18 protein-coding genes are annotated in these 17530 nt (G+C 36.0%); 12 read left to right on the top strand and 6 right to left on the bottom strand.

Annotated elements, in window-relative coordinates; all coding sequences use genetic code 11:
• Positions 1–28 precede the first annotated feature (28 nt).
• The 3 genes from G525_RS22165 to G525_RS0101135 form a co-directional block, all read right to left on the bottom strand.
• A complete protein-coding gene (locus G525_RS22165) occupies positions 29–178 on the bottom strand; it encodes a hypothetical protein (RefSeq protein ID WP_157491845.1) in 150 nt (49 codons plus the stop codon).
• 228 nt (positions 179–406) lie between these two features.
• A complete protein-coding gene (locus G525_RS0101140; RefSeq protein ID WP_027124500.1) occupies positions 407–2593 on the bottom strand; it encodes a glutamine synthetase III family protein in 2187 nt (728 codons plus the stop codon).
• A gap of 122 nt (positions 2594–2715) precedes the next feature.
• Positions 2716–3669 (bottom strand): calcium/sodium antiporter, encoded by a 954-nt coding sequence (locus G525_RS0101135; protein ID WP_027124499.1) that lies wholly within the window; start codon positions 3667–3669, stop codon positions 2716–2718.
• Between the two features lie 286 nt (positions 3670–3955).
• Here G525_RS0101135 and G525_RS0101130 point away from each other — a divergent pair, with 286 nt between their 5' ends.
• From G525_RS0101130 to G525_RS0101120, 3 genes are all read left to right on the top strand, one after another.
• Positions 3956–4843, top strand: a complete 888-nt coding sequence (locus G525_RS0101130) for a hypothetical protein (protein ID WP_027124498.1) — start codon at positions 3956–3958, stop codon at positions 4841–4843.
• A 177-nt stretch (positions 4844–5020) separates the two neighbouring features.
• Positions 5021–5416 carry a BlaI/MecI/CopY family transcriptional regulator gene (locus G525_RS0101125; RefSeq protein ID WP_027124497.1) on the top strand — a complete coding sequence of 132 codons (396 nt, stop codon included), beginning with the start codon at positions 5021–5023 and terminating at the stop codon, positions 5414–5416.
• Between the two features lie 2 nt (positions 5417–5418).
• Positions 5419–7341, top strand: a complete 1923-nt coding sequence (locus G525_RS0101120) for a M56 family metallopeptidase (RefSeq protein WP_035478736.1) — start codon at positions 5419–5421, stop codon at positions 7339–7341.
• Positions 7342–7408: 67 nt separating this feature from the next.
• On the opposite strand, the gene G525_RS21550 is transcribed toward G525_RS0101120, so the two are convergent.
• Positions 7409–7645, bottom strand: a complete 237-nt coding sequence (locus tag G525_RS21550) for a T9SS type A sorting domain-containing protein (RefSeq protein WP_169514417.1) — start codon at positions 7643–7645, stop codon at positions 7409–7411.
• 30 nt (positions 7646–7675) lie between these two features.
• Positions 7676–8179, bottom strand: a complete 504-nt coding sequence (locus G525_RS21545; RefSeq protein ID WP_027124494.1) for an endonuclease — start codon at positions 8177–8179, stop codon at positions 7676–7678.
• Positions 8180–8435: 256 nt separating this feature from the next.
• Between G525_RS21545 and G525_RS0101105 the strand changes: the two genes are divergently transcribed.
• The 7 genes from G525_RS0101105 to G525_RS21540 all read left to right on the top strand — a co-directional run bounded on the left by G525_RS0101105 (position 8436) and on the right by G525_RS21540 (position 14714).
• Entirely contained in the window at positions 8436–8588 is a 153-nt protein-coding gene (locus tag G525_RS0101105) for a hypothetical protein (protein WP_027124493.1), read from the top strand.
• A 66-nt stretch (positions 8589–8654) separates the two neighbouring features.
• Positions 8655–9896 (top strand): DEAD/DEAH box helicase, encoded by a 1242-nt coding sequence (locus G525_RS0101100; protein WP_027124492.1) that lies wholly within the window; start codon positions 8655–8657, stop codon positions 9894–9896.
• Positions 9897–9957: 61 nt separating this feature from the next.
• Positions 9958–10284: a DMT family transporter gene (locus tag G525_RS0101095; RefSeq protein ID WP_027124491.1), complete on the top strand. Its 327-nt coding sequence runs from the start codon at positions 9958–9960 to the stop codon at positions 10282–10284.
• 227 nt (positions 10285–10511) lie between these two features.
• On the top strand, positions 10512–11495 hold the full coding sequence (locus tag G525_RS0101090) for a hypothetical protein (RefSeq protein WP_051209675.1): 984 nt from the start codon (positions 10512–10514) through the stop codon (positions 11493–11495).
• A 5-nt stretch (positions 11496–11500) separates the two neighbouring features.
• A complete protein-coding gene (locus G525_RS0101085; protein WP_027124489.1) occupies positions 11501–11860 on the top strand; it encodes a DoxX family protein in 360 nt (119 codons plus the stop codon).
• A gap of 51 nt (positions 11861–11911) precedes the next feature.
• Positions 11912–13795 carry a M1 family metallopeptidase gene (locus tag G525_RS19975; RefSeq protein WP_035478733.1) on the top strand — a complete coding sequence of 628 codons (1884 nt, stop codon included), beginning with the start codon at positions 11912–11914 and terminating at the stop codon, positions 13793–13795.
• Between the two features lie 391 nt (positions 13796–14186).
• The gene (locus tag G525_RS21540; RefSeq protein ID WP_051209673.1) at positions 14187–14714 is read left to right on the top strand and encodes a hypothetical protein; all 528 of its coding nucleotides are present in this window, start codon (positions 14187–14189) and stop codon (positions 14712–14714) included.
• Positions 14715–14766: 52 nt separating this feature from the next.
• Here the strand turns inward: G525_RS21540 and G525_RS0101070 are convergent, their stop codons facing one another.
• Entirely contained in the window at positions 14767–15450 is a 684-nt protein-coding gene (locus tag G525_RS0101070; RefSeq protein WP_027124488.1) for a M15 family metallopeptidase, read from the bottom strand.
• A gap of 30 nt (positions 15451–15480) precedes the next feature.
• Here G525_RS0101070 and G525_RS0101065 point away from each other — a divergent pair, with 30 nt between their 5' ends.
• Together G525_RS0101065 and G525_RS0101060 are read left to right on the top strand one after the other, a co-directional pair.
• Positions 15481–16077, top strand: a complete 597-nt coding sequence (locus tag G525_RS0101065; RefSeq protein ID WP_027124487.1) for an alpha-ketoglutarate-dependent dioxygenase AlkB family protein — start codon at positions 15481–15483, stop codon at positions 16075–16077.
• A 367-nt stretch (positions 16078–16444) separates the two neighbouring features.
• Positions 16445–17365, top strand: a complete 921-nt coding sequence (locus G525_RS0101060) for an alpha/beta hydrolase (RefSeq protein WP_027124486.1) — start codon at positions 16445–16447, stop codon at positions 17363–17365.
• The last annotated feature ends 165 nt before the right edge of the window (positions 17366–17530 follow it).

Here is a 17530-nt window from a genome sequence, read left to right as displayed (position 1 = left end):
AGATTTTATTTAAGTTTAGCCCAACTTATTACTTAAGTTGAGAATCTTTTTGAATCCCATTATGGATGACTGCCACAGTATCTTGATTTGAAAGCGCAGCATCATCATTTGAATCATCTTGAGAAAACCAATAGGTCGCGAATGCCAAAGCCGCAAGGCTTAGAATAAGTTTTTTCATCTTAATAGATATTGATTAATAGCACTACAAATCTACGAAAACAAGACGCTGATTTCGTGTCTTTAACGATGTTTTCGTTTAGTTGCGTTTTAATTAGACAAACTACCAGATTTAGACGGACATCTAAGTAAACTTACCCATTTGAGGACGGTTTGAGAGCAATACAGCACACAAAAAAAACCTCTAGCAAGGAGGTTTTTTATGATTTCGAAAAAGTGTTATTCTAAATTAACTTGTAAACAACAATTCACGGTATTTTGTCATCGGCCAAAGCTCATCATCTACTAATAATTCCAATTTATCACAATGATATCGGATACTGTCAAACAAAGGTTTTACCTTAAAACAATAATCATGTGCTTTCTTTTCAAAGTCTTCTACTAGGTTAGCCGTTCTTCTTTCATCGGTCATTCTAGTAACATCAGAATTAATAGAAGAAATATGCCCTGAAATATCTTCGATCAAATTAAGTTGTTCTTGGGCAAATTTCTTAAAGTCTTTCCCATAGATCTCCTTTAAACCTTTGACATTTTTAATTAATCGGTTTTGGTACTGAACTGCCACAGGTACAATATGATTTCTTGCAATATCGCCCAATACCCGTCCTTCAATTTGGATACGTAGCACATATTCTTCCATTTCAATCTCGTAGCGTGCTTCGCTCTCCACTTTATTCATAACGCCCATTTCTTCAAAAAGCGCGATTGCTTTTTTGGATACTTTTGCTTTCAACGCTTCAGGGGTCGTCCTGTGATTGCTTAAGCCTCGCTTTTTAGCCTCTTTTTCCCATTCTTCACCATAACCATTACCCTCAAAAAGAATGTTTTTTGACTTTTTGATATAGTCTCTCAATACATTGAAAATGGCATCATCTTTTTTCATTTCCTTGTCATTGATCAACTTATCAACTTCAACTTTAAAATCCGTCAATTGCTTGGCCACAATTGTATTTAAAACAGTCATGGGATTGGCACAATTGGCAGTAGATCCTACGGCTCTGAATTCAAATTTATTACCTGTAAATGCAAATGAGGAGGTTCTATTTCTATCTGTATTATCCAGTAATACATCCGGAATCTTCCCAACAACATTCAGTTTTAAATCGGTTTTTTCCTCTGGCGACAGTTTGCCATTGGTCACATTCTCCAATTCGTTCAACACATTTGTCAATTGTTCTCCAATAAAAACGGACATAATTGCGGGCGGTGCTTCATTTGCACCCAAACGATGATCATTGCTTGCCGAGGCTATTGCTGCTCTTAAAAGCTCTTCATGATCGTTCACAGCCTTTATAGTATTGATGAAAAACGTTAAGAACTGTAAATTACTCATTGGCGTTTTGCCTGGTCCTAACAAATTAATACCTGTATCTGTAGTCAAACTCCAGTTATTGTGCTTACCAGAACCATTAACCCCAGCAAACGGTTTTTCATGAAACAAAACCTTAAAGTTATGTCGTTCTGACACTTTGTGCATCACATCCATCAGTAAGGAATTATGGTCGACCGCTAAGTTTGCTTCATCAAAAATTGGTGCCAATTCAAATTGGTTTGGAGCCACTTCGTTATGTCTTGTCTTAACCGGAATTCCTAAAAGCATACATTCTACTTCCAAATCCATCATATAAGACAATGCTCTAGCTGGAATAGATCCGAAATAATGATCATCCAACTGTTGCCCTTTTGCCGCTGAATGGCCCAATAAGGTGCGACCTGTCTGTACTATATCTGGTCTGGACGCCGCTAAGGCCCTATCAATTAAAAAATATTCTTGCTCCCAACCTAATGATGTATTTACCTTCTTCACGTTCTTGTCAAAATATTTGCAAACCGCAACTGCTGCAGTATCCATCGCAAACAAGGCTCGTAGCAAAGGGGTTTTATAATCTAAAGCTTCTCCTGTATAGGACACAAACACTGTTGGAATACATAAGGTAGTGCCGTAAATAAATGCCGGAGACGTTGGGTCCCATGCTGTGTAACCTCGAGCTTCAAAAGTATTTCTAATTCCTCCATTAGGGAAACTGGATGCATCGGGCTCTTGTTGCACCAATTGTGAACCGCCAAATTTTTCAATAGCCAATCCGTTACCAATAGTTTCAAAAAACGCATCATGTTTTTCAGCAGTAGAACCTGTTAATGGCTGAAACCAGTGTGAATAATGGGTTGCCCCTTTTGAGATAGACCATTCTTTCATTCCTGTTGAAATATGATCGGCAACAGATCGGTCTATCTTGGTTCCATTTTCAACTGCAGACATGACACTATTAAAAGCTTCTTTGGTAAGAAACTGCCGCATGGTGGCCTCATTAAAAACATTGGAACCAAAAATTGCAGATCGGCGTTCTGTTTCCTCAAAAACAATAGGTTTACGATCGAGAGTTTTTTTAATAGCATGAAAGCGTAGCGTTGACATAATTTGTGTATTTGGTTAAAATTATGTCACAAAAATAAAAAAAATAGAAGACAAAATAAATTGCACCCCTAAAAATTTAGGGTGCTGGGTTAAATTTTGTGATATTCGCAATAATCACCCCTCTAATTTTCGACATAAAAGGCTAAAAAGATAAAAATGAGGTAGGATGCAAGCAAAATGAATCCTTTGAGTCGACCTAGCTCGAATTTCTTTGGAAGAAAAATCATAGGAATTAAAACAAATGCAAATGCTATCATCCAAATCATATCATTGCTCAATATTTTTGGACTATTCACTACAACTGGTTGAATGATTGCCGTAAGTCCGAGTACTGAGGCTATATTGAAAATATTAGAGCCAATTAAATTCCCCAATGAAATGGCTTTCTCCTTTTTTAAAGCTGCGATCACAGAGGCTGCCAATTCTGGAACACTTGTACCAATTGCGACCATGGTTACTGAAATAACGCGTTCACTAACACCAAAAGAAATGGCCATTTCCTTGGCACCAAAGACAAGCCATTCACTACCAAAATAGAGCGCGGCGGCGCCAATAAGCAACCAAATAGTAATTTTGAACCCTGAAGTGATTTGCAAAGACTCATCAACATCTTCTATATTGGTTTCAGGCTGCCTTCTTGAGCGTCTGATCAAAACCATAAGAAAGATCACAAGAGAAAGCAATAAGGCTGCACCTTCCCATCGGTTGAGAACATTTCCGCTTTGCAACATAAAATAAAGCACCACGGATAGCAACATCATCATTGGCCAATTAAGTTTGTAAAAATTCTTGTCAACAACAATTGGAGAAATAAGAACGGTAATACCCAAAACCAAACCAATATTTGCAATATTGGAGCCAATGACATTGCCTAAAGCAATATCTGAAGAACCGGCTAAGGCAGCCTGTAAACTCACCAAAAGCTCAGGAGCTGATGTTGCAAATGACACCACGGTCATACCAATGACCAATTTGGAGATATTAAATTTAAGTGATAACGCAACGGAAGCACGTACTAAAAATTCGCCACCTACTACCAAAAGAATTAAACCTAATACTACCCAAACAATACTCATAAATTATTTTTTTTGCGAAGATACTATATTCATAGTACGATAAAACTATTGAAGTTTATCAAAATAGAAAAAAATCACTCATCCACTTTTAAAAATTTTCTTTTATAATTTTCAACATGAACATCTAAAATTAAAACTTATCGCATAAAAATTTTAATGCTCTAATGCTCAATATTTAAATCACATTCTTTTGATTTTCACAATCGTTAACATTCCAAACAAAAGTTTCGTTAAACTTTTATATCATATTTAATTATGTAATAATCTTGAATAAAAACGACATAAAATGAAAACTGCTAAATTTATTAAAATCGGATTGGGCGTAATCGTTGTTGCCATTATTGGTCTAATTTCCTTAAAAACTTTCGCCCACAAATCAAAACCCTTTGCCCAAGCAAAAAGCGAGGTTTATACGGATGTGAATAAAGTTCCTAACGACAACACGTCGGTTACAATTGACAGTAATACTTCAGATTCAGAATTTGAGGACATCCAAACGCTTCTCAAAGAACAACAAATTACCGCTTCCTTCACTCAAATAGAACGCAACGCTGATAGCAAAATTATTGGTATCAAAATAGAACTGACTGATGTTAACGGAAATCAAGCGGTAAGCCACATGTCCAGTAATGTGCCAATCCCGCAGATTATCTTTGGAAAAAAAGATGATACACTTTATATCACAGGCTCTAGCAAAGAACAAGGAGCGATGGCATTTTTTAATCGCCCTAATATGTCTCCATTTGGATTTGATCCAGATTCTCTCGATTTATCTTCGATGCCACAATTTGGAAATTTAAATTTTGACGATTTCTTCGATGCTCAGGATCATGCTTTCTTTTTGAATGGCCAAACATTAAATCTAGACGAACTCAGGGAAAAGATGAAAAAACAAATGGAATCCAGCGGTTTTTCAAGAAACAATCTCTCTTGGTTTTTCGACAATCACGACAATGATTCGGCATTGAATAAATTTAATTTCCCCGATGATAAGAATTCGAAAAAGATTATTATTATAGATGGTAAAGAGTCGGATTTTCGTACACTGAAGCAATTGGCAAATTCCAACAGCCTCCAATCAGTGGACCAACTTCAACCTGATACCGCCACGAGCATTTATGGCAAGAAAGCAAAAGATGGTGCCATTATAGCCACAACCAAAAATAACAAATAAACTTCAACACTGTTAAGGAGGAAACACACCCAAAGCGGTGTGTTTATTATTTAAACAGTATTAATAACTACACATTTCGTTAAATAACTATTTTTATAGTTGTATAACTAAAAAAATAGTTATCTTTGAATTTCAAAATAGAATTTTCATTTTTTAGTTTACAAAAAATAACGACACATGCAAAAGCTCACTAATAAAGAAGAAGAAATCATGCACATCATCTGGAAGCTTAAAAAAGCGTTCGTAAAAGATGTCATGGTTGAGATCACAGAAGACCAACCACATTATAATACCCTATCCACTACTATCAGAAATTTGGAAGAGAAAGGCTACGTAAGTTATCATGCCTACGGAAAGACCCATCAGTATTTCCCCATTGTCAGCAAGGAAGCTTATAAGAAACGGTTTATGAGCACTGCTATCGAAAATTATTTCAATAATTCCTATAAGAACGTGGTGTCGTTTTTTGCTAAGGAAGAGAAAATAAGCGTGGCTGAACTTCAGGAAATTATTGCGCTCATTGAGACAAAAAAATCTCAAGAAAGCGAAACCAACAACACAAAAACACTTTAATTATGGAGTATATACTAAAAGTGAGTGCATTAATAGCTATTTTTTACGGGTGCTATATCTTCTTTTTGCAGAAGGAAACATTTTTCAACGCTAACAGATGGTTTTTATTAGCAGGATTGATTACCGCACTTCTATTTCCTTTTATGATAATTCCCATTTATTTGGACATACCAGCAACTACCTCTAGCGGATTTACAATGATTGCGACAACCGTCCAAACTCGTCCAGAAGCATCATTTAACGTCTCCACTTTATTGTTGTGCATTTACGCCCTTGGTGCGAGTTTCTTTTTTGGCAGATTGCTCCTCCAATTCTTTTCGTTAACCATCCTTATTAAAAATAACAACAAGGAAAAATTTGGCAAATATAACTATGTAAAAACTTCACAGAATATAACACCTTTTTCATTTTTCAAATGGATTGTTTTTAATCCGAAGCTTTTTAATGAGGAGGAATTGGAACTCATTCTAGAACACGAAAAGATTCACGCCTCCCAATTGCACAGCATGGATGCTGTATTAATTGATCTTGCCACGGCTTTATTTTGGTTCAATCCTTTCATCTGGCTTTACAAAAAAGCACTCAAACAAAATTTAGAATTCATTGCCGATCATCACACTCAAAAGCAAACCGATTGTGAAGAGCGCTATCAAATGCTATTGCTTAAAACCAGTTTGCCAGAACAAAATTTAACAGTCATCAACACTTTTTATAATTCATCAATCCGTCTTAAAGTATTTGGAAAACCAATCACACTTTTCACCGCTTTCGGACAAGTCAAAAAACGAATCGTTATGTTACACAAATCAAAATCAAATCTTATGAACACTTGGAAATACAGTATTATCGTTCCCTTATTGGCCATTTTCGCCATGACTTTTAATACCGAAACTATCGCGCAAACTTCAGTTAACCCTACAGAATCACCAAAACACGATCAACAAAACATTTTAAAATTTGTGGTGACCAAGGATACCAAGGATCAACAACTGGATTTCATAAAAGATAAACTTTCGGAAAATGGAGCGATCATCACCTTCAAGAACATAAAAAGGAATTCAAAAAACGAGATTATTGGAATCAAGGTTGCGTATAACCATGAAAACTCAAAGCTTGTTCATTCCAAAAAATTATCTGAACCAATTGATCCTATCGAAATTTCGATGAACCCGTCCAATGGAAACATTGATGTGGGCGAGCAAGCTCATCAGTTGAGCCAAACCTTTAAAGTTGAACCGGATGATGATGGACAGTCAGTTCTTGAAAAAACCACGAACAATCAAGATGAATCCTATCATGTGATTTATAAGAAAATAAACAAGGACGGCTCAATCAAAGATTCAATATTCATGGAGAGGACCACAGACAAAGTCAACTGGACCAATGCTCAAGGTGAAGATGTAGAAGTCTTATCTGTTAAAAAAAGAACTAAGGAATCCCAGATCTTTAAAAACGATGAAAATTCACCATTGGTAATTTTTGATGGAAAAGAGATCAAGAATGACGAAATGAACGCCATTGACCCAAACAGCATCGACAATATTCAGGTGTTAAAGGATAAAGCTGTCACAAAAAAGTATGGCGATAAAGGAAAGAATGGGGTGATTCTTATTACTTCCAAAAAGAACGCTAAAACTGAAGACCAAGAATCAATCTTTGAAAAGAAAAACAGCCAAAAAATCAAAAGTTCTGAAGTTGATGAAAACACCGAAATCATACATGAACAACCTTCAAATTTATTCTCACAATCTAAACATCAACCACTTTACATTGTTGACGGAAAAGAAACTACAAAAGAAAAAATGGATGCTATAGCAGCAACTGATGTTGAGTCCGTTTTTGTTTTAAAAGATGAACACGCCACTAAAAAATTCGGAAAGAAAGGCGAAAATGGTGTGATCATTGTTACAACAAAAAAGAATTAACAAGGATTTAAATTCTTTAAGAAGTCCCAAATTCATAATTTAATTTGGGATTTCTATTTTATTGTGGTTACTCTACCATAATCTTTTTATTCAAGGATTTTCCTTGTGATTCCAACCGCATCAGATAAATACCTGATGATAATCCGAAATCTGAGTTAAGTCCTAAAGACACCTCTTCAGTCACACGATGCTGCACCACTTTACGGCTATCGATGCTAAAGACTTCTATTTGGTTATCGTTCTGAATTCCTGAAATGTAAATTCTATCTCTAGTTGGAATTGGATGAACTCTAAGATTAAGCACCTTGTCATCTTTTAAACCCAACTCCTTACTTCAAACCTGTCCTACTCTATTACCCCAAACATATTCAATCAATTCAGGCTGATCGATAAAAGGATTTCTATTAATTTGCCACGTATAAATGATATTATTTCGGTTCATTTCAAAATCGTCAGGCGGGTCGTTCCTGCGCCATCTCAATAAGGTTTTTGAATCGCCCAATTGCCCTAAAACTCCTTCTGGAGATCCATTGACAATCTCAAGTCCGTTGTACTGCACCGCCATATAAAAAACACTGCGTGCCACATCTCCTTTAAATTTACCTAAAGTCCCTTTTGGCCCATTATACTGCCCATAAAGTAAATTATTGCGTCGGCTGTTTTCCCGAGTGTCCACTGCACTTAGTGCGTGTGCATCACTCATTCCATGACGCAGCGAATTGGTATTCCAATACATCTCTTTACCATCAAACACATCATCCAAATCGATTTTATAAAAGCCGCCTTTACTTAATGGAAAGATGTGTTCTCTATTCCATTTTTCCAAATGTTCTCCCACATTTAAAAATCAATTAAAACGTATATATTGAAACGACAATTGCAATTTAACACGAATCATTAACTCTTTAAACACCACGAATATGATCACACTTGTCAAAATTATTTTAAGTATTATTTTTTCCATTGGCTAAATGCAAAAACTAAGTTAAGCTCAGTTCCAGAATGAGTTTCTTCTTGGTTTTTGGTATTCAGGATTAATTTTTAAATTTAAAGACTTAAATTTTTATCTTTGGTGTTAACGCAACTAGGTCTTTATGAAAAAAAACTTCTTTCAATTTTTAGCAAAGATCAATAAAGCTGTTCTTCCGAGCTATTCCAAAAAAGGATTGGATCTTTCAAAAGCGTCCAAACTGCAAATGGCAATTATTGGGTGGCGTGTGTTTGTTACCAAAAACGCCATTGATTAAAAAGCACGTCGTGGATCTCAAAATTCCCACTATATTTTCTGCTATCTTTGCACAAAATAATTATAAATGTCATTTAAGGACTTACAACTCAATAAACCCATTTTAAAAGCGGTAGCTGAATCTGGCTACGATACGCCTACCCTAGTACAAGAACAAACCATCCCATTGGTTTTGGCCAAAAAAGATGTAATTGCCTCTGCGCAAACGGGTACTGGTAAAACTGCAGCATTTGCACTGCCCATTTTACAGCTCCTTTATGACCATCAAGATGCCGTAAAGAAAGGCAAAAAAGTAAGAGCTTTAATTATTAGCCCAACTAGAGAATTGGCCATTCAAATTTCTCAAAACTTCAAAACCTATGGTGCCCATACCAACTTAAAATCGATGGTTATTTTTGGAGGAGCGTCCATTGATCCACAAATTGAGCTGCTTAAAAAAGGTGTAGACATTGTCATTGCAACTCCCGGTCGTTTGCTCGATTTGCACAAACAGGATCAAATCAATTTAGATTATATCGAAATCTTGGTGTTGGACGAAGCCGATTTGATGCTGGACATGGGGTTCATTGATGATGTCACAAAAATTGAACGCTTGTGTCCAAAGGAAAAACAAACTCTGTTATTCTCTGCAACCATACCTTTTAAAGTGGAACAATTGGCAAATTCCATATTGAAATCGCCAGAGCGTGTTGAAGTCACCCCAACATCATCGGCCGCAAAAAATGTGAGCCAAGTATTATATTTTGTCCCTAAGCAAAATAAGATTGAATTATGTCTACACCTTTTAAGAAACACAATTAAAGGCCATATTTTAATATTTAGGCGCACAAAATTTGGTGTAGAAAAATTGGAACAAACCTTAATCAAAAATGGATTTAAAGTTGAAAGTTTCCATGGTGACAAAACGCAAACCGATCGACAATCTGCTTTAAACAAATTCAAACATGGCGACGTCAATATCCTTATAGCAACCGATGTGGCCGCAAGAGGGATTGATATTGACGAATTGGATGCCGTGGTCAACTTTGATATTCCACATATTCCTGAAACCTATGTGCATCGCATTGGCAGGACTGGGCGAGCTGGAAACTTTGGGAATTCCTACTCCCTTTGCTCTGCAGACGAAAAAACGTATATCAAAACCATTCAACAATTGATCAACACACAAATTCCTGTAGAAAATGAGCATCCTTATCCATTAGATCCGAACGCAAAACCTATTATTCATAAGTCCAATAAAACGGGAAGCAAACATAAAAAAGGACGTAAAGGACAAGGATCAAAAAGCAATAAAAAGCGCTGGTACTAGAAGCTTAGAGCTTGAGGTTGAAAGCTCGAAGTAAAGCGAAAAAATTTAATATTTAGGTCTTATGAATTGGATCATTTTAATTATAGGGGGGTTATTTGAAGTGGGATTTGCAGCTTGTCTGGGAAAAGCAAAATATGCAACAGGGGCAACTGCAACATGGTGGTATATAGGTTTCTTGGTCTGTTTGACCATCAGTATGTTACTTTTGATCAAGGCTACCGAAACCTTACCCATAGGAACGGCCTATGCGGTATGGACAGGAATTGGCGCGATTGGCACCGTATTAGTGGGTATTTTTATATTTAAGGAATCTGCCGACTTTTGGAGAGTCTTCTTCCTGGCAACGCTTATCTTATCCATTGTCGGATTAAAATTTGTGTCTAATTAAGGTCCTCATATAGATCTTTTTAATTACAACCCTTCAATAAAAAATAATTTTTCAATCCATCTAACATTAAACACTTCACTTTTTTTAGCCGCTTTTTTATTAATAATGTATCTTTAAAGTCTAAAAGCTTGAAAGTTGACTGATCTCAAAATCGATAATATCATCTTGAACGGCTTATATGTTCTCAGCACAAAAAAATAAAAGCGGACATTGAAGAAAACAGCCCTATGAATTATAAATCTGCCCCAATTTATATGTTCCTATTTTGTGTAGGCATTAGCTTTTCCCAAACCAAAATAAAGGATGCCCAATCAAACTACCCTGTTTCTTATGCCACCATTTCTTTTAATAATGGCAATGGACTATTTGCAAATGATGAAGGCGAATTTAACTTTACAAAAACTCTCTACCCAGACATTGATTCGCTCTTTATTTCGGCGTTAGGCTATAAAGAGGTCAAGATTGCCACTTCTAACCTGCCAGATACCATCTTAATGGCTATTGATGTCAATGCTTTGGATGAAGTCTTGATCACGGCTAACTTGGATCGAAAGTTTAAGGAAGAGAAAATCAAAGCTTATCTAGATGACGATTATTACCATTGCTGGTTGCCAACAATAGAGTCTGAAATTGCAGTGTTTTTCAAAAATCCAGATACGGCATTAAAAAAAATCACGAAAGTTCATTTTCCCATAACACTAGAATCTAAGGATTGGGAAAAACGCAAACGCTCCAATGCCGATAAAAAGCCGTTTTCTACATTATTTAAAGTGAAATTCTACAACAATAGCAATGGCTATCCAGGAAAAGAGCTCATCTATAAAACCATTGTTTTCAGAGCGACAGAAAAGCAAGGGGATGAATTTATTCTTGACATTTCAGAGGAGGACATCTTTGTTCCTGATACCGGTTTCTTTGTTTCCCTACAAGTTTTGGGCTATACGGACGATAATGGAAAACTACTGTCCAACAAAAAATATAAGGAAATGAAATCAAGAGATGGCGGCGTTATTAAAATTCCGACCAATTTCAGACCCCTCCTACCATTTACAGATGAGATTTCTGAAAACAGAACTTATATCAAACGTGTTTTCGTCAATGACAATGAATGGACGCGCTTTGAAAAAGGAGGCGATTTTCAATCCACCTTACTCCAATCAGGACTCAATAATTATGGTATTGGATTAACCTATAATGCCTATAAAGACTAAAATTTATGATATATCCTTGGCATCTTTACCTCATGGCGGCAATTTACATTTTTGCCGGACTCATGCATTTTATTCGACCTAAAACCTACTTACGCATCATGCCAAGATATTTACCCAAACCCAAACTAATGGTCAGTCTTAGTGGGATAGCAGAAATTCTATTGGGGTTAGGGCTTTGTTTTCCATCAACAAAAAATGTCGCTATTGGAGGTATCATTGCAATGCTCGTTGTATTTTTATTAGTCCATTTTTACATGCTTTCCGGCAAGAAACAAGGTGCTGGCATTCCACAGTGGCTATTGATTTTGCGTATTCCCTTACAATTTGGCCTCATGTATTGGGCCTATTGGTATTTACAACTTTAATTTCATTCAATTAAATATTATCTTCGAAAACTAAAATTGTACAACATTCTCATGAACAATCAAAAAGCAATACTATATCTCATCTTCCTGATTATGACGAGCTGTGCAGAACAAAAGGAAGAACCCATAGTGGTCTATAGCTATGTGGAGGAACCGCATTCTTATGCAAAACCAAACAATGCCTTCATTGAGCATCTGAATTTAGATATTACGGTTGATTTTAAAAACGAACGTATTCGTGGAACAGCCACTTATGACATTGTGAGCAATAACAGTACACAAATTATTTTAGATTCCAAACATCTCGAAATCGACTCCGTGACAGCCGATGGGAAAGACACTGAGTTTTCATTGGGTGCGAACGATAAGCTTTTGGGACAACCTTTGACCATCACCATTGACAAAAACACTAAAAAGATTGCAATCACCTATAAAACTACCAAGGACACAGAAGCCTTACAATGGTTGAAACCTCAGCAAACGGCAGATAAAACCAATCCATTTCTATTTACACAAGGGCAGGCCATTTTAACGAGAACTTGGATTCCAATTCAAGATAGTCCTCAAATACGGATTTCCTACGAAGCCAGGGTTAAAGTTCCTAAAGGATTAATGGCGGTGATGAGTGCTGAAAATCCGAAAACAAAATCTGACGACGGTCTTTACCAGTTTCAAATGAAACAGGCCATCCCATCCTATCTTATTGCATTGGCGGTTGGTGATTTTGAATATAAGGCCATCAGTGACCGTACAGGTGTTTATGCTGAAAAATCAATGCTAAATAGAGTGTATGAGGAGTTTTCAGATATGGAAAATATGGTGTCGGCCGCAGAACGACTTTATGGAACTTATGCTTGGGAACAGTTTGACGTGATTGTTTTACCTCCGAGCTTTCCTTTTGGCGGCATGGAAAATCCTCGCTTAACTTTTGCGACACCAACGGTTATTGCTGGTGATAAAAGTTTGACCTCTTTGGTGGCGCATGAGTTGGCACATTCATGGTCTGGAAATTTGGTCACCAATGCTACCTGGAATGACTTTTGGATCAATGAAGGGTTTACTGTGTATTTTGAAATGCGCATCATGGAAGCGCTCTATGGCAAAGAACGTGCAGATATGCTCGCGTTAATTAGTCGACAGGATTTAGATGATGAATTGGACAATTTAAAAGACACCCCAAATGCAACCAAACTAAAGCTCAACTTGAAAGGCAAAAATCCAGATGATGGGATGAATAGTATTGCTTATGATAAAGGCTATCTCTTTTTAAGAACCTTGGAAGAAACCGTGGGTCGCGATAAGTTTGATGCCTTTTTAAAACACTATTTCAAAGAACATGCCTTTTCATCCATGACCACAGAAAAATTTATACCCTACCTCAGCACCAATCTGTTGGAAAAAAACAAGGTTAATTTTAATGTGGACGAATGGATCAACCAACCAGGAGTTCCAAAAAACCAAGCCATCATCAACTCTGATAGATTCAAAAATGTCGAACAGACGCTTCAAGAGTTTCTAGCTTCAGATAAAATTAATAATGAGGTGACCACAGATTGGACACCTCAAGAATGGGTGCATTTTATTCGGAATTTCCCACAAACGATGACCGATGACCAAATGAAAACTTTGGACAAGATCTTTAATCTTACCAATTCTACGAATTCCTATATTCAAATGGTATGGTATGAACAAGCTCTAAACCATGATTATCACGGAAAAAATATAGATTCAAAAATTCAGGAATTTTTGGTTTCAGTTGGCCGACGATGGTATGTGGAAACAATTTTCAAAGCGTTCAAAAGAAACGATAGAACGGAAGATGCTTTGAAAATTTACGAAAAATCCCGGCCAAATTATCATTCTGTTACCGCAAGCACCATCGATGATTTATTGGGATTTGAACCTGATCAAGAAGAAGTGAAGAACATAGAATAGAAACCCTTATAGCTTTAACATTTGCACTAAGGGGAAAAGATATTTTAATAAGCACTAGAGCGCAAAGTAGTATAGTTTTTTTAACAAATTGGAAGCCTATTGTATTCTTGAAATAGAAAACGAATCATCTTCTCATACATTTTCAGAAAGGAATCAATGAAAATCCCTGATGTCAATAACTATCGGAACTTCTCAAAATATTAGAAGTTAAAGCTAAATACACTTAATTATATATTTACCAGACATTATTAGGCTGGCCTACACGTCCGAGCAGGCGGGGTTTTAGCTTTATTAGAGACCAATGAACTAAGTTATATATTCAATTAGGGGTATACTTTCGGGTCAACTGTGGCAAGTAATTTAGAAAAAAATTAAAGATGAAACATTCTATATGAAATTGTTCGAGTTCAATCCTGAAAAACTAAATCATGTTTTCACGATAACAAATCAGGATCTAAACAAAGAAGCCGTGCTAAATATACTTAACATAAGTAACATTTCGCTCAATGAGTTTGCTCATGAATTAATCAATTCCACCTCCTTTGATTTGGGTAATTTGGGCACCACCACATCTATTATTGAACTTAAATTAGAAGATATAGGCTTAAATTGTGGTGGAAGTTTTTCAGATATTGAATCTGCTATTTCAAATTCTAACATTTCAGTTTGTCCAATTGAATTAGGCCCATATTTAAGGCTTAAATACAATGCGCAAATAGAATCAAAAATTTTTACTAAAAATCAACATCCTGATGAATCTATAGTCATCTTTTCAAAACCAATTATTAGAAATGATCTTTACCCAAAAGGCTTTTATCTAAGAAATTATGATGGAAAACTTTGGTTACGCGGTTATAGATGCTCAGAAGATTATATTTGGAATGGTAAAGATAGAATGCTATTCCAATACATTCCATAAGGTTATATTATTCTAATAGATAAAAAGTAACTGAATTATTGTTTCTGAAGTATCATTCCACCAAAAAATCAAAATAAGTATCAGGAAAAGGCTCCCATCTTAAAGTGAAATGCCACCATTCCTTAGGATAATTTCTGAAGTTATGCTTCAGCATCGCGGATTGCAGAATTTCCCGATTTTTCATTTGAGCTTCGGTAAGATTCGTGTAATCCAACCATGATTGCTCCCCAAAAAAATCATAGGATCCTCCCATATCCAAAGGCTCGCCGGTTTCACCATTAGTCACGGTTAGATCTATCGTACTCCCTCGGCTATGGCCTGACTTAGATGCAATATACCCTTCCTGAAACAAAAACTGCTTTTCTACTTCAGGATAAAACTCTCCCTTATTTATGGTGTCCTCCAATTCTTTTGCCCACTCAACAAAGTGGTTTACGGCGCGCTGTGGTCTATAGCCATCATAGACTTTTAGACATAAGTTTTGATTTCGAATCTCTTCTTGGACTTTTTTTAAGGCATCCGTGGCATTTTTGGTAAGAATCAATCTATTGGCACGATAGCCTTCAATGGGTATTCCCACAAAGTTATGGTCTGTAAAATAGCGCAGTTCCACTTCCAAATCAGGAATATGGTCTTTAACATACACAAATCCCTCAGGTAATGGTGCTGTTGGAGATTCTACAAATCCAAAACCTAAGATAATTAGTACTAAAAGCAATGCTTTGTTTTTCGTCATAGTTGTGCTAATTTAGATAAAATTTATACTATGGACTTATTTTCTGCAGAAAAAAAACACCTTCATTTACCAAATGCGGAAGTCATCTACATTCCCAATTTCTATAATCCCCAAACTGCATCCGACTATTTCGAACATCTTAAAAAAAGTGTCCCTTGGCAACAAGATAACATTAAAATTTTTGGAAAAACACATTTGCAGCCACGGCTAACAGCATTATTCGCCACCAACGAAAAACCATACCGCTACTCCAACATAACGATGACGCCCAATAAATGGACGCTTCAATTGGAGAGGATCAAAAGAGATATTGAGACCCTATGTCATCATGAATTTACCACTGTTTTACTCAATTTATATCGGACTGGAAACGATAGCAACGGTTGGCATGCTGACAATGAAAAAGAACTGGGAAAAAATCCAGTAATCGCCTCTTTAAGTTTGGGCGAGACGCGGTCATTTCATTTTAAACATCGCACAATTAAAGATGAAAAACACAAACTGAATTTAGAACATGGGAGTTTACTTATTATGAAAGGAGAAATGCAACACTTTTGGTTGCATCAAATTCCGAAAACGAAAAAAGTCACTAGGGAACGTATCAATCTTACGTTTAGAACCTTATAGAAAAAGAAAGAACCGAGGTCCCTCAACCTCGGTTCTCCTAATTTGCGTTTTTATAATGTGTAGATTTAGGGTCTCTAAGTCAACAACAAAAGCAAATATTAATTAATTAATCCATTGAACTAAAACATAAATTCTAGTACACTTCAAATATAGATTTATAATTCAATTCCCCAGTCCAAATACTTAATAAATCGATGAAATACATTAAATTTTAACAAAATAGGTCAAAAAGTGACATTTTAACGACTAAATACACATCTATTTTCAACGAATTAAATGAAATTATATTATCAGATATTTCATAATTTGGCGTTCATTATTAAAGTTGGACAACGTAATTGTATCTTCGTGTATCAAAAATTAATATATGAAAATCTTATTAATATTTTTTAGTCTCATTACTGGACTGGCTTTTAGTCAAGAAAAGACATTTTCCGAAACAGATCTTACCATTTCGAAATGGATTGACGGCAGCCTGATTGTTCCAAATTCTGGATCCGATCATCTCGCAATTATCATCGCCGGCTCTGGGCCAACAGATAGAAACGGGAACCAAAACTTTCTAAAAACGAATAACCTTAAAAAGCTAGCGCAGGACCTTGCACAAAATGGTATTGCCAGCTTTAGATATGACAAACGCATTGTCAAACAAATTAAAATGAGCGCGGTTGATCAAAACACTAAATTTGATGATTTTGTCTCTGATGCCATTGATGTGGTCCATTATTTCAAAACTAAGCAAGAATTTAAAAACATCTATATTATAGGCCATAGTCAAGGAAGCTTGATCGGCATGTTGGCTGCACAACAAAACGTTGATGGCTTTATTTCTTTGGCAGGCGCAGGTCAACCCATTGATGATGTCATTATTGAACAGGTACAAAAAACAGCTCCTATGTTCACTGAAGATACCAAAAGAGTATTTGACATTTTGAAGAAAGGGCAAACCACCACCGACTTCCCCCCGGCTTTAGCTTCAATCTTCAATATGGATATACAGGAATTTATGATGAGTTGGATGAAACATGATCCTGCAGCCATCATTAAAACATTGAGCATTCCCGTTTTAATTATCAATGGCACTAAAGATTTACAGGTTGAAACTGCTGAAGCAGAACTGCTGCATGAAGCCAACCAAAAATCTCAATTGAAACTAATCGAAAAAATGAACCACGTATTATTTATAATTGAAGGTGATACACAAGAAAACGCAAAATCATACAATGATCTTAACGGGAAAATCTCAGAAGATTTAATTAAGACTATTGTTGGTTTTATAAAAAAATAAAGACTTCATTATAGAGTATAAAAAAGCACCTTTTTCAAGGTGCTTTTTAACTAACTAACCAACCAAAATGTAATATTAACGTCTCTAAAGGTTAACTACTCCTTTTTTGTAATGTAGAGCATAATTATTTACAAGTATCTATATCCAAATTCCGTGCCACATTTA

The organism is Gelidibacter mesophilus DSM 14095, from assembly GCF_000423005.1.
GTDB lineage: Bacteria > Bacteroidota > Bacteroidia > Flavobacteriales > Flavobacteriaceae > Gelidibacter > Gelidibacter mesophilus.
The sequence above is the reverse complement of the archived record's forward strand: the minus strand, read 5'-3'. Positions and strand labels throughout refer to the sequence as shown.